Origin of the sequence: Providencia sp. wls1916, assembly GCF_009706585.1 — a bacterium.
Taxonomy (GTDB): Bacteria; Pseudomonadota; Gammaproteobacteria; order Enterobacterales; family Enterobacteriaceae; genus Providencia; species Providencia lanzhouensis.
The window spans coordinates 40,954-60,596 of record NZ_WLUL01000014.1; the positions used below are offsets into that span (position 1 = coordinate 40,954).

General features: G+C 46.3%; 19 protein-coding genes. 15 read left to right on the forward strand and 4 right to left on the reverse strand.

The features are described 5' to 3' along the window. Positions 1 to 60 precede the first annotated feature (60 nt). Entirely contained in the window at positions 61 to 414 is a 354-nt protein-coding gene (locus tag GKR61_RS09500; RefSeq protein WP_036956001.1) for a DUF2500 family protein, read from the forward strand. 4 nt (positions 415 to 418) lie between these two features. On the opposite strand, the gene GKR61_RS09505 is transcribed toward GKR61_RS09500, so the two are convergent. After that, complete coding sequence (locus tag GKR61_RS09505) at positions 419 to 703, reverse strand: DUF1145 family protein (protein WP_036956002.1); 285 nt, start codon at positions 701 to 703, stop codon at positions 419 to 421. Further along, on the reverse strand, positions 693 to 1,310 hold the full coding sequence (gene rsmD, locus GKR61_RS09510) for a 16S rRNA (guanine(966)-N(2))-methyltransferase (RefSeq protein WP_036956004.1): 618 nt from the start codon (positions 1,308 to 1,310) through the stop codon (positions 693 to 695). Before rsmD ends, GKR61_RS09505 begins: the two co-directional genes overlap by 11 nt. Positions 1,311 to 1,527: 217 nt before the next feature. Here rsmD and ftsY point away from each other — a divergent pair, with 217 nt between their 5' ends. From ftsY to rpoH, 4 genes are all read left to right on the forward strand, one after another. Continuing rightward, positions 1,528 to 3,522, forward strand: a complete 1,995-nt coding sequence (gene ftsY, locus GKR61_RS09515; RefSeq protein WP_154599760.1) for a signal recognition particle-docking protein FtsY — start codon at positions 1,528 to 1,530, stop codon at positions 3,520 to 3,522. A 6-nt stretch (positions 3,523 to 3,528) separates the two neighbouring features. Beyond that, positions 3,529 to 4,194: a cell division ATP-binding protein FtsE gene (gene ftsE, locus GKR61_RS09520; RefSeq protein ID WP_036956008.1), complete on the forward strand. Its 666-nt coding sequence runs from the start codon at positions 3,529 to 3,531 to the stop codon at positions 4,192 to 4,194. Beyond that, positions 4,187 to 5,164, forward strand: a complete 978-nt coding sequence (ftsX, locus tag GKR61_RS09525; RefSeq protein ID WP_154639747.1) for a permease-like cell division protein FtsX — start codon at positions 4,187 to 4,189, stop codon at positions 5,162 to 5,164. Before ftsE ends, ftsX begins: the two co-directional genes overlap by 8 nt. A 202-nt stretch (positions 5,165 to 5,366) precedes the next feature. Beyond that, positions 5,367 to 6,242, forward strand: coding sequence for an RNA polymerase sigma factor RpoH (gene rpoH, locus GKR61_RS09530; RefSeq protein ID WP_036956011.1), 876 nt, complete (start codon positions 5,367 to 5,369; stop codon positions 6,240 to 6,242). Between the two features lie 100 nt (positions 6,243 to 6,342). Here rpoH and gloA2 read toward each other — a convergent pair whose 3' ends face one another. Both gloA2 and panM read right to left on the reverse strand, forming a co-directional pair. Beyond that, positions 6,343 to 6,729, reverse strand: coding sequence for an SMU1112c/YaeR family gloxylase I-like metalloprotein (gloA2, locus tag GKR61_RS09535; protein WP_154599762.1), 387 nt, complete (start codon positions 6,727 to 6,729; stop codon positions 6,343 to 6,345). Then, positions 6,726 to 7,142, reverse strand: a complete 417-nt coding sequence (gene panM, locus GKR61_RS09540; RefSeq protein ID WP_108478508.1) for an aspartate 1-decarboxylase autocleavage activator PanM — start codon at positions 7,140 to 7,142, stop codon at positions 6,726 to 6,728. The genes gloA2 and panM overlap by 4 nt, the downstream gene beginning before the upstream one ends. A 390-nt stretch (positions 7,143 to 7,532) precedes the next feature. On the opposite strand from panM, the gene GKR61_RS09545 reads away from it, so the two are divergent. From GKR61_RS09545 to GKR61_RS09590, 10 genes are all read left to right on the forward strand, one after another. Beyond that, the gene (locus GKR61_RS09545; RefSeq protein ID WP_036956015.1) at positions 7,533 to 8,642 is read left to right on the forward strand and encodes a branched-chain amino acid ABC transporter substrate-binding protein; all 1,110 of its coding nucleotides are present in this window, start codon (positions 7,533 to 7,535) and stop codon (positions 8,640 to 8,642) included. Positions 8,643 to 8,749: 107 nt separating this feature from the next. Next, positions 8,750 to 9,676: a high-affinity branched-chain amino acid ABC transporter permease LivH gene (gene livH, locus GKR61_RS09550; protein WP_036956017.1), complete on the forward strand. Its 927-nt coding sequence runs from the start codon at positions 8,750 to 8,752 to the stop codon at positions 9,674 to 9,676. Further along, a complete protein-coding gene (locus tag GKR61_RS09555; protein WP_036956019.1) occupies positions 9,673 to 10,941 on the forward strand; it encodes a high-affinity branched-chain amino acid ABC transporter permease LivM in 1,269 nt (422 codons plus the stop codon). The genes livH and GKR61_RS09555 overlap by 4 nt, the downstream gene beginning before the upstream one ends. Beyond that, a complete protein-coding gene (livG, locus tag GKR61_RS09560; protein ID WP_036956021.1) occupies positions 10,938 to 11,729 on the forward strand; it encodes a high-affinity branched-chain amino acid ABC transporter ATP-binding protein LivG in 792 nt (263 codons plus the stop codon). The genes GKR61_RS09555 and livG overlap by 4 nt, the downstream gene beginning before the upstream one ends. Next, entirely contained in the window at positions 11,729 to 12,430 is a 702-nt protein-coding gene (gene livF, locus GKR61_RS09565) for a high-affinity branched-chain amino acid ABC transporter ATP-binding protein LivF (protein WP_036956023.1), read from the forward strand. Before livG ends, livF begins: the two co-directional genes overlap by 1 nt. Positions 12,431 to 12,961: 531 nt before the next feature. Next, positions 12,962 to 14,629, forward strand: coding sequence for a urocanate hydratase (gene hutU, locus GKR61_RS09570; RefSeq protein ID WP_154599763.1), 1,668 nt, complete (start codon positions 12,962 to 12,964; stop codon positions 14,627 to 14,629). Positions 14,630 to 14,686: 57 nt separating this feature from the next. Further along, complete coding sequence (locus GKR61_RS09575; RefSeq protein ID WP_036956026.1) at positions 14,687 to 15,883, forward strand: CaiB/BaiF CoA transferase family protein; 1,197 nt, start codon at positions 14,687 to 14,689, stop codon at positions 15,881 to 15,883. Next, complete coding sequence (locus GKR61_RS09580) at positions 15,880 to 17,016, forward strand: acyl-CoA dehydrogenase family protein (RefSeq protein WP_154639748.1); 1,137 nt, start codon at positions 15,880 to 15,882, stop codon at positions 17,014 to 17,016. Before GKR61_RS09575 ends, GKR61_RS09580 begins: the two co-directional genes overlap by 4 nt. A 282-nt stretch (positions 17,017 to 17,298) precedes the next feature. Continuing rightward, on the forward strand, positions 17,299 to 18,738 hold the full coding sequence (locus GKR61_RS09585; protein ID WP_036956031.1) for a purine-cytosine permease family protein: 1,440 nt from the start codon (positions 17,299 to 17,301) through the stop codon (positions 18,736 to 18,738). 138 nt (positions 18,739 to 18,876) lie between these two features. Next, on the forward strand, positions 18,877 to 19,632 hold the full coding sequence (locus GKR61_RS09590) for an electron transfer flavoprotein subunit beta/FixA family protein (RefSeq protein WP_154599764.1): 756 nt from the start codon (positions 18,877 to 18,879) through the stop codon (positions 19,630 to 19,632). Positions 19,633 to 19,643 lie beyond the last annotated feature (11 nt).

Consider the following 19,643-nt stretch of genomic DNA (forward strand, 5'->3'; position numbering starts at 1 on the left):
CTGCAATTTGAGCGATAGAGGGTATATACTTATGATAATTCTAAGCTAAATATATAAATTATGAATAAGCCAATTCTCTTAATTATTGTTCTTGCGATTATCGCCGTGTTAGCCACTAAGCGTTTTTTTGACCAAAAGAAACAAAATGAAATTAACGATAATTCATTACCTGTCAGTCAGTTAGTGCTCGTGAAAGAGAAAAAAGATTACCCTTATCCAAATATGCGTTCTCGGGAGCGCGATGTGGTATCCCCTGAAACTTTTCGCTATGAACTTTATTTTCAGACTCAAGCTTCAGGAGAAACGATTAAGGTGATCGTCAGCGAAGAGCAGTACCAAGGTGTTGAATTGGGTGCTAAAGGTAAGCTAACCCTACAAGGTACGCGATTTATTCGCTTCGAACCCTCTGAATAATCGGTTATTTCTTTTTAGCGGCTTCAATGGCCGCTTTTGTTTTCTTATGCATGGCGAGCATTTCAAATACGCCAAAAAAGAAAATTTTTGTCTGCTGGAGCCCTGTTAGCTTTTGATCTTTCGGTAAGCTAGCTTTCAGGAAAATAGTCTGCAATGCATGCATGAAAATCATAAATACCATTGCGACATCCATAAAATATTTCAATGGCTTAGGGAATGGATGCACAATATTAAAGATCATAAAGCCCCAAACACAAATCATAAGCAGACGTCCGATATTAATCAGCATCTTTTTCTCCCTGCATACTTGATGAATGAACAGATTGACGAATAAACAGACGATACGCAACTTGGCCAGCGACCTTTTCACGGTGTAGCTGCCAGTTTGCGGGAATGTCAGTAAGTGGTAACTCCGCTTCTGACTCTACATAAATCCAGCTTTCATCAGCTAACCACTGATTTTTTTCTAGGAGCGTGATGGTTTCTCCAAGTAGCCCTTTACGAAAAGGAGGGTCGATAAATACCACATCACAAGGCGTTCCTATTTGGCTGAGAACGCTGAGACTGCTGTTATTAATAACGCTCGCATTATCAGCTTCTAAGCGAACTTTGTTCTCACTAAGAAGCTTGGCATTTTGTTTATCAAGTTCAATAAACGTGACGTGCTCGGCAAAGCGAGATAAGGCTTCAAAACCTAAAGCACCGCTACCTGCGAAGCAATCAAGACAGCGAGCATCACGGATCACTGGCATTAGCCAATTAAAGAGCGTTTCTTTGATGCGATCTGTGGTGGGACGTAAGCCCTCACTATCGCGTACAGGTAGTTTTCGCCCACGCCACTTACCACCAATGATACGAATTTGCCCCAAGGAGGCTGTTTGTGGTTTTTTTGCCATAATATGTATAGTTGCTTAGTTCATTGAGGAATGTATAAATTATTGGGGACTATTGTAGCGCTTCGGTTTCACGGTTTTAACAGAAAAATAAGAATAAATTGTCAGGATTTTTCTTTCAGATATGTGTTGCTGCGCGATGAAATGATAGACTGCATGTAATTTTATTGCGATTTAATTTTTAAACGCCATGTTTTTACCGCGAGGAGTGTAGTGGCTGATGGCTAAAGATAAGAAAAAAGGCTTTTTCTCATGGTTGGGATTTGGTCGTAAGAATGAAGAAGAAACCCAGCAACCTGATGTCGAACTGAAAAATGATGTTGTTCATGATACTGAGCAACAGGATGCCGCCACAGTAGAAGTTGAGCGCCAACATCAGGCAGAGCTTGATGCAATTAAAGCGGCGGAAGATGAAGCAGAGCGCCAATATCAAGCTGAACAAGATGCGATTACGGCTGCTGCTGAAGAAGCAGAACGCCAGCATAAAGCGCAATTAGAGGCGATGCGCATTGCGGCAGAAAATGCAGAGCAAGAGCGTCAAGCAGCAGAAGAAAAGCGTATAGCAGAAGAAAAAGCGGCTAGAGAAGCGTTAGAAGCCCAGGCTTTACGCCAAGCAGAAGAAGCCGCGGAACGCCAACGTCAAATCGAGCAGGCTGCGATTAAAGCTGCCGAAGAAGAAGTTGAACGTCAGCATCAAGCTGAGTTAGCCGTTATCAAAGCCGCAGAAGAAAAAGCGGAACGTGAATACCAAGCAGCGGAGGCCGCTCGTTTAGCGCAAGAGCAAGCTGATCGCGAACGACAAGAGGCGGAAATCACCCGTCTGGCTGAAGAAGAGGCAGAGCGCCAACGCCAAGCTGAACTCGCTGCTATCAAAGAAGCGGAAGAGAAAGCGGAACGTGAACGCCAAGAGGCGGAAGCGGCTCGTTTAGCGGAAGAAGAAGCTGAGCGTCAGCGTCAAGCTGAACTCGCTGCTATCAAAGAAGCGGAAGAGAAAGCGGAACGTGAACGCCAAGAGGCGGAAGCGGCTCGCTTAGCGGAAGAAGAAGCTGAGCGCCAACGCCAAGCTGAACTCGCTGCTATCAAAGAAGCGGAAGAGAAAGCGGAACGTGAACGCCAAGAGGCGGAAGCGGCTCGCTTAGCGGAAGAAAAAGCGGAACGTGAACGCCAAGAAGCGGAAGCAGCTCGCTTAGCGGAAGAAGAAGCTGCTCGTATAGCAGAAGAAGAGGCCGAGGCGGCACGTTTAGCAGAGGAAGAAGCAGCTAAAGCTCAGCCAGTTGAGCAAGAGAAACCGAAAAAAGAAGGTTTTTTCAGCCGTCTAAAGAAAGGCTTATTAAAAACACGTCAAAATCTAGGTTCGGGTTTCCTTGGTCTATTCAAGGGCAAAAAAATCGATGACGATCTTTTTGAAGAGCTAGAAGAGCAGTTATTAATTGCGGATGTCGGTGTTGAAACTACCCGTAAAATCATTGATAACTTGACTCAGCACGCTTCCCGTAAAGAGTTAAAAGATGCCGAAGCGTTGTACGGTAAGCTGCGTGAAGAAATGTCTGATATTTTAGCCACGGTAGACAAACCATTAGAGATCGAAGGTAAAAAACCTTATGTTATTCTGATGGTTGGTGTTAACGGTGTGGGTAAAACAACAACAATTGGTAAATTAGCACGTCAGTATCAATCAGAAGGTAAGTCCGTCATGTTGGCAGCGGGTGATACATTCCGTGCCGCGGCGGTTGAACAACTGCAAGTGTGGGGCGATCGTAACAATATTTCAGTTGTTGCTCAGCATACTGGTGCTGATCCTGCTTCCGTGATTTTTGATGCGATTCAATCCGCTCAAGCAAAAGGTGTCGATGTGTTGATCGCCGATACTGCAGGGCGCTTACAAAATAAAGCGCACTTAATGGAAGAATTGAAAAAAATCGTCCGCGTGATGAAAAAGCTTGATGAGTCAGCCCCTCATGAAATTATGCTGACCCTCGATGCGAGCACGGGACAAAATGCGGTTAGTCAGGCTAAAATTTTCAATGACGCCGTAGGTTTAACCGGTATTACACTGACAAAACTCGATGGTACAGCAAAAGGTGGCGTAATCTTCTCAATCGCTGATCAATTCGGTATTCCAATCCGTTATATCGGGATTGGTGAAGGTATTGAAGATTTACGCCCATTTAAAGCCGATGACTTTATCGAGGCTCTATTTGCCCGAGAGGAATAATTTTCGATGATCCGCTTTGAACATGTGAGTAAAGCTTATCGCGGTGGCCGCCAAGCGCTCCAAGGGGTAGATTTCCATCTACGCCCTGGGGAAATGGCATTTTTAACGGGTCACTCAGGCGCAGGTAAAAGTACATTACTTAAACTGATTTGTGGTATTGAGCGCCCAAGCGCGGGTCATATCCTGTTTAATGGTCATGATATCAGCCGACTAAAAGACAGAGAGATCCCTTTTCTGCGCAGACAGATCGGCATGATTTTCCAAGATCACCATCTGTTATTTGACCGCACAGTTTATGACAACGTGGCGATGCCGCTGATTATTTCTGGTGCAAGTAGCGAAGATATTCGCCGACGTGTGAGCGCTGCATTGGATAAAGTCGGTTTGTTGGATAAAGCGAGAAATTTCCCAATCCAACTGTCTGGTGGTGAACAGCAGCGTGTGGGAATTGCGCGTGCAGTGGTGAATAAGCCAACGATGCTTCTCGCGGATGAACCGACAGGTAACCTTGATAACGAGTTATCTGAAGGCATTATGCGTTTATTTGAAGAGTTTAACCGCGTGGGTGTGACCGTATTAATGGCAACCCACGATATTGCGTTGATTGAACGCCGTAATTTGCGTGTATTGACCTTAAGCGAAGGTCGGATGCTTGGAGGTCAACATGGCTAAGAATGTCCGCAAAGCGAAGCCAGAACGTGCCATGCAATCAAAAAGCAAAGCACTCAAAGGCGGCTGGCGTGAGCAGTGGCGCTACTCTTGGCTAAATGCACTGGCTGACATGCTACGTCAACCGCTGGCAACCTTTTTAACTGTGATGGTCATTGCCATTTCATTAGCGTTGCCAAGCCTGTGTTATATCGTTTGGAAGAACGTTTCCCAAGCAGCTGAACAGTGGTACCCGACGCCTCAGTTGACGGTCTATCTGGATAAGTCTCTCGATGAGCAAGGTGGACAAAATGTGGTGACTCAGCTTGAAGCCCTTGATGGTGTTGCTCATGTGAATTACTTATCTCGCGACCAAGCGATATCTGAATTCCGTAGCTGGTCTGGCTTTAGCACCGCATTAGATATGCTAGAAGAGAATCCACTGCCAGCGGTGGCAATTATCACCCCGAAACTGGATTTTGAAGGTTCGAATGCTCTAGCAACACTGCGCGACCGTGTCAGTCAAGTTAACGGCATTGAAGAAGTTCGAATGGATGATAGCTGGTTCTCACGCCTAGCGGCATTAACACGGTTGGTAGGGCAAGTTGCATCAGTGATTGGCATTTTGATGATTGTTTCATTGTTCTTAGTGATTGGTAATAGTGTGCGGTTAAATATCTTTGCCCGTCGCGATACCATCAATGCGATGAAGCTGATTGGTGCTACTGATGGCTTTATCATGCGGCCATTCTTGAATGGCGGGGTTGTGTTAGGCGCATTGGGTGCGGTGATCGCCCTCATTATGACATTCTTACTTGTGTGGCAGTTGTCTGATTTAGTGGCGCAAGTAGCAAGTGTATTTGGTACGCAATTCCACATTGAAGAGCTGTTGTGGGAAGAGGCTCTGTTGATTATTCTAATGTCTGCAATTGTGGGCTGGGTAGCAGCATGGCTGGCAACATTACAACACTTACGCCATTTCAGACCTGAATAATTTAATTGTTCCCATCGGTGCTAACTTATTGGTCCCGATGGGAAAAATAAATTTCTACGAACTTCTTTTCTAATTATGTGTCAGATATTGACCTGCGGTTAACTATTCTTGTATATAATTTATTTAACGCGGCTAAGCTGATAGACTACGGTTTGTCTGTATCGAATCTCTCCCATTTCAGTACAATTCATAGAGGATCTTAATGACCAAAGACATGCAATCATTAGCGCTTGTTCCACAAGGAAGTATTGAAGCTTACATGCGAGCTGCCAATGCTTACCCGATGCTGACCGCAGAGGAAGAAAAGGAACTGGCAGAAAGGCTGCATTACGATGGTGACCTCGAAGCTGCTAAGCAACTGATTTTATCCCATTTGCGCTTTGTTATTCACATCGCGCGTAGCTATGCAGGCTATGGTTTACCACAAGCTGACTTAATTCAGGAGGGCAATATCGGCCTGATGAAGGCTGTGCGTCGTTTTAATCCTGAAGTGGGTGTGCGTCTGGTGTCTTTCGCCGTGCATTGGATCAAAGCGGAAATTCATGAATACGTTTTACGTAACTGGCGTATCGTTAAAGTCGCAACAACAAAATCCCAGCGTAAGTTATTCTTTAACTTAAGAAAGAATAAAAAACGCCTTGGTTGGTTTAACCAAGAAGAGGTGGATATGGTTGCGCAAGAGCTAGGCGTGAGCACCAAAGATGTACTGGAAATGGAATCCCGAATGGCGGCGCAAGACATGGCATTTGATATGTCTGATGACGATGATAGCAGTGATTTCGGTGGACCTGTTGCACCCGTGCTTTTTCTTCAAGATAAGTCTTCTGATTTTGCCAATACCATTGAAGATGATAACTGGGAAAGTCACGCAACTGACCGTTTAGCTGATGCGTTAGCCTCATTAGATGAGCGCAGCCAAGATATCATTCGTGCTCGTTGGCTGGATGATGACAACAAAACGACGCTGCAAGAGCTTGCCGACAAATACGGCGTTTCTGCTGAGCGTGTTCGTCAGCTTGAAAAGAACGCCATGAAAAAGCTGCGTCTTGCTATGGAAGATGAAGACGACGAGATGTAATCTCTCGTGTTTATCAACGTTATCTGCATTTATTTCCGCTTTATTAGCCCGGAATTTAAATGCAGATAACTGATTCATTAACTGTTTTTGATAATTTTCGTTAGCGAGAATAGAGCTCTAAAGGTAGCCCATCTGGATCTGCTAAGAAGGTAAAACGCTTCTGAGTATACGGATCGATTCTTACCCCCTCACACACCACCTGATGTTGTGCCAAATAGGCAATCCATTCCTCGATATTATCCACTTCAAACGCTAAATGACGTAATCCAGTTGCTTCAGGATAACTGAGTCTTTTGGGCGGATTAGCGAAACTAAACAGCTCAATCTGATAATGCTCTCCAAAAGCTAAATCTGCTTTCCATGAGTCATTCTCTGGACGGTAATATTCTGAGAGAAGCTGCAATCCAAGGATCTGACAGTAAAAATGCTTACTCTTAGCAAAATCGGAGCAAATAATAGCAACGTGATGAATTTTATTAAGTTTCATACTAATGGCTCAATATTTAGCTGCCAATGATGAGTTTCTTCGGCGGGTTGAAAACCACAAGCAACAAGAAATTTCTCCAAAGCGATTTTGTTTTGCGGTTCCACGCCCTGCAAGTCAAAGATCCAATGGCGGATTTCAGGTTGTTGACGGAAAATTTCCTGTAAAAGATATAACCCAACTCCGCGACGGCGAGTGATTTCACGGACATTAAAATCACAGATCGTACCTTGTTGTTGATAAATAACCACTTTAGCCGCTGCTAATAATCGCTCATTAAAACGCGCTCCATAAAAACGTACACCAGACTCAAGATTTTGTTCGAGTTGAGTTCGACTCTGGTCTAGCCAGATTTTCGATAAGTCGATGTATTGTTGCTCAGTAGGATTGACCAGAGGGATGATGGTAAGTCTCATGTTGTTTTGATCCATTTCATGGTGCATGTTGCACGCTATTCTAACAGCAGAGTGATCTGTAACCGATTTTTTAATTTCAAAGAGAAAAATTTGGTATTGATGAATTTTCCGAGTTTCCCTCGGATTAAGCCAAATTTAACCGGAATATAACACTAGCATTTACAAAAAATACACGTTTTATCATTAGCTTTTTATTCTGCAATTGATGTAAATAGCTGCCTCATTCATTTGCTATTTAGCATAATTCTCTTGTTTAATAGTCTGAAATATATAGCCTTATTGGCTATGTTTTGAAATATCAGGCATTGAACCTGTCACCTATAATAATTGATTATAAATCAATCACAAACACTCACAATCATACACAATATTGATGGCGGGGACGCACGAATGAAGAATATTAATAAAGCATTATTAGCGGGTTGTATCGCAATGGCATTAAGCCCAGCAGGATGGGCGAAAGAGATTAAAATTGCAGTCGTCGGCGCTATGTCAGGTCCCGTTGCTCAGTATGGAGATATGGAATTTACGGGAGCTCGCCAAGCTATTGCGGATATTAATGCGAAGGGTGGAATTAACGGCGATACATTGGTTGCCGTTGAATACGACGATGCTTGCGATCCAAAACAAGCGGTTGCGGTCGCCAACAAAGTAATTAACGATGGCATTAAACATGTTATTGGTCACCTATGCTCCTCCTCCACTCAGCCGGCTTCAGATATTTATGAAGACGAAGGCGTGCTGATGATTACCCCTGCGGCGACCAATGCGGATTTAACCACACGTGGCTACCAGTTGATCATGCGTACAACAGGTTTGGATTCTGACCAAGGTCCAACCGCAGCAAAATATATCATGGAAAAAATCAAACCTAAGCGTATTGCAGTGGTACATGATAAACAGCAATACGGTGAAGGTTTGGCTCGCTCAGTACGTGAAAGCTTGAACAAAGCGGGCGTGAAAGAAGTGATGTTTGAAGGGGTCACTGCGGGTGATAAAGATTTCTCTGCACTGGTCGCTAAGCTGAAAAAAGAGAACGTCGATTTTGTCTATTTCGGCGGCTACTATCCAGAAATGGGGCAAATTTTACGCCAAGCGAAACAATCGGGTCTGAACATTCGCTTTATGGGACCTGAAGGTGTGGGTAACTCCTCGTTGTCGAATATTGCAGGCGACGCCTCTGAAGGCATGCTGGTGACATTACCGAAACGTTATGACCAACTTCCAGCTAACCAATCCATCGTCGATGCGATTAAAAAGAAAAAAGAAGATCCAACAGGACCATTTGTATGGACAACTTATGCCGCAATCCAAGGCTTAACCACGGCGATGCAGCGTACAGGCAGCACGGAACCCGATGTGCTGGCGAAAGATCTGAAAGCTAATCCAGTGGATACCGTCATGGGGCAATTAAGCTGGAAGCCAAATGGTGACCTGAAAGGTTTCGAATTCGGTGTGTTTGAATGGCACAAAGACGGAACCTCTACTGCACAAGAGTAGCTCTCATCTGTATTGAGAAATGATATTCAGTGATGAGCTGGGAGCTTGGTAACGGGCTTCCAGCTTCTGCTCTCCATAGAGGGACAGTAGTTTGAAAGGATAATCTTATGTCAGACCAAATTCTGTATTTTATTCAGCAATTCCTCAATGGCCTAACGTTAGGAAGCACTTACGCGCTGATCGCTATCGGCTATACCATGGTGTACGGCATCATCGGGATGATCAACTTCGCCCACGGTGAAGTGTACATGATTGGTAGCTACGTTTCGTTCATTGTCATTGCGGGCTTAATGATGCTCGGTATCGATGTGGGGTGGATCCTCATTGCAGCGGCATTTGTGGCGGCAATTGTGGTATCAAGCTCCTATGGTTGGAGTATCGAGCGGGTTGCTTACCGTCCCGTTCGTCACTCTAAGCGCCTAATTGCGCTGATCTCAGCTATCGGGATGTCCATCTTCTTACAAAACTACGTCAGTTTATCTCAAGGATCCCGCGATCTAGCGTTGCCAAGCCTGATTACTGGGCAGTGGGTATTAGGTGAAAGTGATGGCTTCTCTGCCATTGTCACCAAAATGCAGCTGACTATCTGGATTGTGACCTTCCTTGCGATGCTGGCATTAACGCTGTTTATCCGCTATTCCCGTATGGGACGCGCTTGCCGTGCGTGTGCGGAAGATTTAAAAATGGCAAGTCTGCTGGGTATCAACACTGACCGCGTGATCTCTTTGACATTCGTGATCGGCGCAACGATGGCGGCGGTTGCAGGTGTATTACTAGGGCAATTCTACGGCGTAATTAACCCGTATATTGGCTTTATGGCGGGAATGAAAGCTTTCACCGCAGCCGTATTAGGTGGAATCGGCAGTATTCCTGGCGCGATGCTGGGCGGCTTGATCCTTGGTGTAGCGGAAGCCATGACCTCGGCGTATTTAAGTACGGAATATAAAGATGTCGTCTCATTTGGTTTATTGATTGGTGTTCTGTTGATCATGCCAACTGGCATTCTGGGTCGCCCGGAGGTCGAAAAAGTATGAGAAAAGAAAATTGGATCAGTGCCATTATTGCCTCCGTCACCTTCTTTATTTTAGCCGTATTTATGATGGGGCTAAAATTAGGACTCGATGGGACTAAGCTGATAGTGGAATCAGGGGGAGACGTTCGTTGGAATTGGATCTTTGTCGGCATCGCCATTATCTTTGTGTATCAATTAATTCGCCCTGCATTAAGCAAAGTGTGGCAAGGCGTACCCAAAAAATCGTGGGCGTTACCGGATTTTGACGGTGGCTCGCTTAGACAAAAAATTATTGGGATCGCTATCATTATTGGGGCGATCATCTGGCCATTTTTGGTGTCTCGCGGCAGCGTCGATATTGCCACATTAACCCTGATCTACGTGATGTTGGGGCTAGGCTTAAACGTCGTAGTTGGATTGTCAGGATTATTGGTACTCGGCTATGCGGGCTTCTACGCTATCGGCGCTTACACCTTTGGCTTACTCAATCACTATTATGATTTTGGTTTCTGGGAAAGCTTACCGATTGCCGGCTTAACGGCAGCATTAGCTGGGTTCTTATTAGGTTTCCCTGTGCTGAGGTTACGGGGTGACTATTTGGCGATCGTCACCCTTGGGTTTGGGGAGATCGTACGTATTTTATTATTAAATAATACGGAGATCACCGGTGGCCCTAACGGGATCAGCCAACTGCCAAAACCAACTTTCTTTGGCTTAGAATTTAGCCGTACCGCTAAAGATGGTTGGGACACATTCCATAACTTCTTTGGGTTAGATTACAACCCTGGTGACCGGATCATTTTCCTCTATTTTGTGGCGCTGTTGCTGGTGGTGATCACCTTGATCGTGATCAGCCGCTTGTTACGGATGCCATTAGGACGTGCGTGGGAAGCGCTACGTGAAGATGAAATTGCGTGTCGATCATTAGGCTTAAGCCCGACGCGCATTAAATTAACCGCCTTTACGATCAGTGCAACATTTGCAGGGTTTGCCGGAGCATTATTTGCTGCACGACAAGGGTTTATCAGCCCTGAATCCTTCACTTTTGCTGAATCAGCCTTTGTACTGGCGATCGTGGTGCTGGGTGGGATGGGATCGCAAATGTCGGTGATTTTAGCCGCGATCATCTTGGTAGTATCAAGGGAGATGATGCGCGATCTGAATGAATACAGCATGTTGCTGCTGGGGGCATTGATGGTGCTGATGATGATCTGGCGCCCACAAGGCTTATTGCCGATGCAGCGCCGTCAAATGAAGCTGAAAAATGTGCAGGGAGGCGGATCATGACGACGCCTATTCAGCCTTCGGCTGTACCGTTATTGCAAGTCAGTGGCTTAACCATGCGCTTTGGTGGTTTGCTTGCGGTCAACAACGTGGAGTTGACGTTAAACCAAGGGGAAATTGTTTCACTGATTGGTCCCAATGGTGCAGGAAAAACCACCATATTTAACTGTTTAACTGGATTTTATAAGCCAACGAGCGGGGCGATCCTCTATCGAGACAAGCATCTTGAAGGGCTTCCGGGTCAAGCTATTGCTCGCCTTGGGGTGATCCGTACATTCCAGCATGTTCGCTTATTCAAAGAGATGACGGTGATTGAAAACTTATTAGTGGCTCAGCACCAACATCTGAAAAGCGGTATTTTCTCAGGCTTACTGAAAACGCCAGCATTTCGCCGAGCAGAAGCCGAAGCGGTGGATAATGCGGTGAAATGGCTAGAGCGGGTCAATCTTTCTGAGTTTGCTAACCGCCAAGCGGGGAATCTGGCGTATGGTCAACAGCGTCGCCTAGAAATTGCCCGTTGCATGGTGACGCGACCTGAAATTTTGATGTTGGATGAGCCAGCGGCAGGGTTAAACCCGAAGGAAACTAACGATCTGGATGAGCTAATTGCGGAGCTGAGAACCCATCATAATGTCTCTATCTTATTGATAGAGCATGATATGAAATTGGTGATGGGCATTTCTGATCGAATTTATGTGGTGAACCAAGGAACACCTCTGGCGAATGGAACACCAAACGAAATTCGCCAGCATCCTGATGTGATCAAAGCCTACTTGGGAGAAGCTTACTGATGTTGGAATTTAAACAAGTTTCCACCCATTATGGGAAAATACAGGCGCTGCATGATGTCAGCTTAAATATTCAAAAAGGTGAGATTGTCACGCTGATTGGTGCCAATGGTGCAGGAAAAACCACGTTACTCAGTACGTTATGTGGCGACCCTCGCGCCTCCTCAGGTCAGGTGCTTTATCGCGGAGCGGATATTACTCAGTTACCGACACCACAAATTATGCGCAAAGACATTGCGCTAGTGCCGGAAGGTCGGCGGGTATTTTCTCGTATGACCGTTGAGGAAAACCTAGCGATGGGTGGTTTTTTTGCGGATCGCCACCAATATCTCGAGCGTATTGAACGGGTTTATTCGTTATTTCCACGGTTGCATGAACGTCGTAGCCAGCGCTCAGGAACCATGTCCGGTGGAGAGCAGCAGATGCTTGCCATTGGGCGGGCGCTGATGAGTCAGCCTGAATTACTGTTATTGGATGAACCTTCATTGGGGCTGGCGCCAATTATCATTATGCAAATATTTGACACCATTTTGCAGCTACGGGAAGAGGGGATGACCATCTTTTTGGTGGAGCAAAATGCCAACCAAGCACTGAAACTCGCTGACCGTGGGTATGTGCTAGAAAATGGGCATATTGTTTTGGAAGATACCGGAAAAGCCTTACTGGCGAATGAAGCGGTACGCAGCGCTTATTTAGGCGGATAGTTTAACCGTATCGTCAGTTAACAATCATCAAGCAAAAACACCCCATAAAATATATCGGATATTTATGGGGTGTTTTATTTGGTGGCGATGAATGCGGAAGGTTAAGTATGAAACGCGTGTATCGCCTGTAACGGCTATCAGCTTAATGTGAGGCTTCTCCCATTTTTGTTATTTGCTTGTTTCTGCATAGAAAATCAAATGTATATACAAGTTTTTGTGTAGAAACAGCATCCTAGTTATTGTTGTCTAACTTTTCTCCACATCCCTTCTCCACTGTTGCGACAAAAATTCAAATTTCAATGTATATACTTTGTGAATTAAATGTATATATATTTAATTATCAACTAAGCAAACAGGGCAAAAAGATCATTTTTAATCGTTCTTTGTTTTTATTTAATGAATTGATTTAAATGTTAAATTCAAAGATTCCCACGGTGTGGGAATGATCTGTTAGCCACTAACTCAACAATGATAAATAACCTAAATTGTTAATTTTGCGTTAAACAAAGTGGATGGATAGGGGATAAAAGAATGTTAAACCGTACAGATTCAACGCGCGTGATCCGTGCCCCGCACGGTAGCCAAAAGAGCTGCAAAAGCTGGCTGACTGAAGCCGTTTACCGCATGATCCAAAATAACTTAGACCCAGATGTTGCTGAGCATCCGCAAAGCTTGGTGGTGTATGGTGGCATTGGACGTGCAGCCCGTGACTGGGAATGTTACGACAAAATTTTAGATGTCTTAAAAACCCTCGAAGACGATCAAACACTGCTGGTGCAATCCGGTAAACCAGTCGGAGTGTTCCCCACTCATGTAGACGCGCCACGCGTTTTAATTGCTAACTCAAACATTGTTCCTCACTGGGCAAATTGGGATCATTTCAACGAATTAGATCGCAAAGGCTTGATGATGTACGGGCAAATGACTGCCGGCTCATGGATCTACATCGGTTCACAAGGGATTGTACAGGGAACCTATGAAACCTTCGTTTCTCTGGCAAAACAGCATTTTAACGGCAACCCAGCAGGGCGTTGGATCCTAACTGGCGGCTTAGGCGGTATGGGGGGAGCGCAGCCTTTAGCGGCCACCATGGCTGGCTTTAGCATGATTGCGGTTGAGTGCGATGAAAGCCGTATCGATTTCCGTTTAAGAACCCGTTACGTAGACAAAAAAGCGACTTCGCTAGATGAAGCGTTGGGCTATATCGAAGAAGCCAAAGCGAGCGGTAAGCCAGTCTCCGTGGGTTTATTAGGCAATGCGGCGGATGTATATAGCGAGTTAGTCAAACGCAATATCACGCCGGATTCAGTCACCGACCAAACTAGCGCCCATGACCCTGTACACGGTTATTTGCCACAAGGTTGGACATTAGCCCAGTGGCGTGACAAGCAACAAACTGCGCCAGCTGAAGTGACGAAAGCCGCGAAGAAAAGCATGGCAGTGCAGGTGGATGCCATGCTGCAAATGCAAAAACGTGGCTCGGCAGCGTTTGACTACGGCAACAATATTCGCCAGATGGCCAAAGATGAAGGCGTGAATAATGCCTTTGATTTCCCAGGATTTGTGCCTGCATATATTCGTCCGCTGTTCTGCGAAGGGATTGGTCCATTCCGTTGGGTGGCACTGTCGGGTGACCCAGAAGATATCTACAAAACCGACCAAAAAGTCAAAGAGCTGATCCCTGATGATAAACACCTTCATAACTGGCTGGATATGGCGCGCGAGCGTATTGCATTCCAAGGTTTACCGGCGCGTATTTGCTGGGTAGGACTGAAAGACAGGGAAAGATTGGGGCGCGCGTTTAACGAGATGGTGAAAAATGGGGAGCTAAAAGGCCCTATCGTGATTGGGCGTGACCATCTTGATTCTGGCTCAGTTGCCAGCCCGCATCGTGAAACAGAATCCATGAAAGATGGTTCTGATGCCGTCTCTGACTGGCCATTACTTAATGCGCTGTTGAACACCGCAGGCGGGGCGACGTGGGTGAGCTTGCATCACGGCGGCGGCGTTGGAATGGGCTTCTCGCAACACGCTGGCGTGGTGATTGTGTGTGATGGTACCGATGCCGCAGACAAACGTCTTGCTCGTGTGCTGCACAACGACCCTGCAACTGGCGTCATGCGCCATGCGGATGCCGGTTATGACATCGCCATTAACTGTGCGAAGCAGCAAGGTCTTAACTTGCCAATGGTCAAGTAATGTCGAATGCCGGCTCTATGGAGTCGGCACCTTTTAGCCTCACATAAGGAATTCACGATGAATGCGGCAATGACTCAAAAACCACACGGACCGCTAGCTGGGATCAAAGTGATTGATTTAAGCCGTGTGCTCGCAGGGCCTTACTGCACGGGCATGATGGCAGACTTGGGCGCAGAAGTGATCAAAATCGAAGTGCCTGATCATGGTGATGATAGCCGTCATCTTGGTCCTTTTATTGACGGTGAAAGTGTTTATTACGGGCTGATCAATCGCGGAAAACGCAGCATTGAGTTAGATCTTAAAGACGATGGCGATCGTCAGATTTTATTTCAATTGATCAAAGAGAGTGATGTGGTGGTGGAAAACTTCCGCCCCGGCGTCACCAAGCGTCTTGGGATCGATTTCGACAGCGTTAAACAGCTTAATCCCAACATTATCTACGCCAGCATTTCAGGATTTGGGCAAAACAGCCCCCTTGCGAGCTACCCAGCTTATGACATTGTGGCACAGGCTATGTCTGGGTTGATGAGCGTGACAGGTTCCCCTGAGTCGGGTCCTACGCGCAGCGGTGAATCCATCGGGGATGTCTGTGCGGGCGTATTTGCCTCATGGGCGATTAGCAGCGCACTGTTTGCTCGCGAACGTCATGGTGAAGGTGCGCAATATTTGGATGTTGCCATGGTGGATGTGCTGCTCAGTATGCAGCTTACTGGACTATCTAATTTATTTGCCAATGGCAAGGCGCCAAGTTTAGTGGGTAATCGCCATCCTGTTTCAACGCCATTTGATACTTACCAAGCAAAAGATGGTTTGGTGGTGATTGCGATTGCCAGTGAAAAACTGTTCCAACGTTTCTGTGAATGTATGGGGAAACCGGAGTTATCCCAAGATGCGCGTTACTTGAGCGATCCAGTTCGTACGATCAATCAAGCGGCGCTACGTCAAGAAATTGAAAGCTGGACAGGAACAAAGCGTGTCGAGGAAGTGTGTGACTTATTGCTGAATGCCGGGGTTCCAGCCTCACCGATTCACAATTTACAGCAAGCAACGCAAAGCGAGCATGCCGAAGTTCGTCAGGTATTAACCCACTTAAATGATGGCGGTACCCCTCTGATTTCTCAGCCGGTTTTCTTTAATGGTGTGAAACCGAAAGTCACCCAAAGAGCCCCTGCTCTTGGGGAAGGCAATGAACGCTATAAATCGGCAGCTACTACCATAACCACAACAATAAAAAGCGCGGAGACGATGCAATGAGTTTTGATATTAATGAAACCGAATACGCCATTGTAGAGGCCGTTGAGAAAGTGTGTCGCGATATTCTGCAAGCGAACGCTCAACGTTATGACGAAGAAGAAATTTTCTGTGCGGAAAGCTTAACCGCACTGGGTGAAATGGGCTGCTGGGGAATCAACTTACCAGAGCAATACGGTGGTTTTGGCATTGGCAGTATTGCCATGAGCATGATTGTTGAAGCTGTGGCGGCTGCCTGCGCCTCGACATCATCCGCATTGACCGCCCATTTCTTAGCGACTGATTCTATCCTGATTGGCGGAACCGAAGAGCAAAAAAATTATTGGTTACCAAAAGCCGCAAGCGGTGAATTACTGGGTGCGTTTGGATTAACAGAGCCCGCCGCAGGTTCAAACCCCGCGGATATGCGCACGACAGCAACCCGTGAAAATGGCGGTTGGCGCATTCGCGGTAACAAACACTATATTACCAATGCCAAAGAAGCGGATTTTATTGTGCTGTACGCCAAAACAGATGTTGAAGCAGGTGCTCGTGGCATTAGCGCGTTTATGATCCCGAAAGGAACAGAAGGCGTGGCATTTTCTCACCCAGAAAAAACCATGGGGGTGCGTGGTAGCACTATCTATGAATTAGCACTCAACTGCTGGTTACCTGAATCGGCATTGCTGGGAGAAGAGGGCAAAGGGTTCCATACGGCGATGGAAGTACTGGATAAAGGTCGTGTGGAAGTGGCGGCAACGTCATTGGGGATCGCTCGTGCAGCCATGGAAAGCACATTAGGCTGGGTGAAAGAGCGTCAAATTGGTAAGAAGCCGCTGGCGGCCTATCAAGGGACTCAATGGAAAATCGCCGATATGCATACACAGCTGGAAGCGGCACGAATGCTGACATGGAACGCGGCGGAGCTGCGAGATTCTGGGCAGCGCTTTAGTTTGCAATCTGCCACCGCAAAACTATTTGCGGCGGAATGCGCAGGTTTTGTGACGGATGCCGCGCTGCAACTGCATGGGGGGTATGGTTATATTCGCGATCTACCCCTAGAGCGCTATGTACGAGATGCTCGTATTTTGCGTATCTTTGAAGGGACGTCAGAAATTCAAAAAATCATTATTTCGCGCGCCGTTCTCGACGCTTAATTTTGATGAGTTCGACCCGATAGGTAAGACAGGACTTATCGGGGTTTTTCCAGCTATGAGTATCTAAGCAATAACAGGAGCACTACCCTGACAACAGGATCATGGACTTAAAAACACAACAACAATCAGGTTTAAGAATGTATTTCAATTATTAATGACGGGTAGATAAAACAATAACATACCTGCATCACGTCAAATGTCTGTGCTCACAACATAGAGAATTCATTGCTGACGACTAATTGGTCCATTCTTTAAGCCAGCCTTGCTTAAAGAGGAATTACCATGACAGTTTCCAACGATATCATCGGGCAAAAGCAGTCTCGCCAAGATAATGTTCCGCTTATCGAAGCACGTTCCATTGACTATATTCCTGAATCTGAGCGACACGGGACGTTGTCGAGCCAATTCACGCTGTGGTTTGGGGCTAACTTGCAAATCACCGCAATCGTCACCGGTGCCCTAGCGGTTGTGTTGGGGGGGGATGTATTTTGGTCGTTGATTGGCTTGTTTATCGGTCAATTATTGGGGGGCGCGGTTATGGCGCTCCATGCAGTACAAGGTCCGAAACTGGGTCTGCCGCAAATGATCTCCAGCCGCGTGCAATTTGGGGTTTATGGTGCCGTCATCCCGATTTTATTGGTCTGTATGATGTACGTCGGATTTTCTGCCAGTGGGACAGTATTAGCTGGGCAGGCGGTGGGGCAATTACTGAACGTCAGTGATTGGATGGGGATCGTGATTTTCGGGATTGTGATCATCGGTATCACTATCTGCGGTTACCGCATCATCCATATTCTCGGTAAAGTGGCGAGTGTCGTTGGCGTTATCGCCTTCTTCTATCTATTCTTCCGTCTGTTCTATATGAATGATGTTTCGGTGTTATTAGAGAATCGTCATTTCAGCTGGACGAATTTCCTATTAGCTATGTCGCTGTCGGCTTCTTGGCAGATTGCATTTGGTCCTTATGTGGCGGATTACTCCCGTTATTTACCGACCAAAACTCCAACCATCAAAGCATTTTTAGCCGTAGGTTCAGGGACAGTGATTGGGACTCAAGCCTCGATGATCCTAGGGGTGTTTGCGGCAGCGCTTGCTGGCAATCAATTTGCGGGTCATGAAGTTTCCTACATTGTTGGTTTAGGCAGCACGGGCTTAATTGCAGCGCTGCTGTATATCAGTATTTTCTTTGGCAAAGTGACGATTACGGCTCTGAATGCTTACGGTAGCTTTATGTCGATGGCAGCGATTTGGTGTGGTTTCCGTGGTAAGCATCAGATTTCCCGTGGTCAGCGTCTGTTCTTTATTATCCTTATGGTGAGCTTTTCGACGGCGTTAGGTCTGGCAGGGCAACATTCATTCTTAAAACTGTTCTCGGCTTTCTTGCTGTTTTTATTAGCGTTCTTTACGCCATGGAGTGCGATTAACTTAGTGGATTACTACTGGGTGACGAAAGGTCGCTACGATGTCCCGCAATTATCCAATCCGAATGGCCGTTATGGTCGCTGGAACAAAGTGGGGATCATCACCTATGTGGTTGGCGTATTGATCCAAATGCCATTTATTGCCACCGGTTTCTACACCGGACCTCTGGTTGATAGCTTGGGCGGCGTGGATATTTCGTGGATCGTCGGTTTAGTTGCCACCAGTATCATCTACTATGTCGCGGTAAAAATTTGGCCAATGTCAGTGGCGCCAAGCCTGATATTGCCAGAAACCAAATAAGGTTTATTTCTTAGGTAACATCTTAATTTTCCAACGATAAAAATAGTCAGTGATGGCGTCCTAGCAGTGAAAATATTCACTGCTATGGGCTCCCTCAACTCAAAAATAGCCGTAACAAAGTACGCGATAGGAGTAGTTATGAAAATTTTAGTCGCAGTAAAACGGGTGATTGACCATAACGTTAAAGTGCGGGTTAAAGCCGATGGCTCGGGAGTGGAGCTGGCGAATGTCAAAATGGCGATGAACCCCTTTGATGAGATTGCGGTAGAAGAGGCGGTACGTTTAAAAGAAGCGGGCAAAGCCACTGAAGTGGTGGCGGTCTCCATCGGCGAAGCCACGGCGCAAGATACACTGCGCAGTGCGATGGCGATTGGCGCTGATCGAGCCATTTTGATTCAAAAACCCGCTGAGATAGCGCTAGAGCCGTTGGATATTGCCCGCCTTTTACAGCAGGTGGTGAGTCAGGAGCAACCGGATTTAATTTTACTCGGCAAGCAAGCCATTGATGATGATTGCAACCAAACTGGGCAGATGCTTGCGGCACTATTGGGTTGCGCGCAAGCCACCTTTGCTTCGCACATTATAGTCGAGGGGGAGAAGCTGCAAGTCACTCGCGAAATCGATGGTGGCTTAGAAACCTTATCTATGGGATTGCCTGCGATTGTGACCACAGACTTGCGCTTAAATGAGCCTCGCTATGCCACATTACCTAACATCATGAAGGCAAAGAAAAAACCATTAGACATCATCGATATTTCTACACTGAATTTTAGCCCATTAGGGCAAGTAAAAATCGTCAACGTGACTGAGCCGAAAAAGCGTTCTGGGCAGTGCACCATGTTGAATGATGCCGCCACGTTAGTGACTGAACTGCAAGCTAAAGAAGTGATTTAACAGGGAGCCTG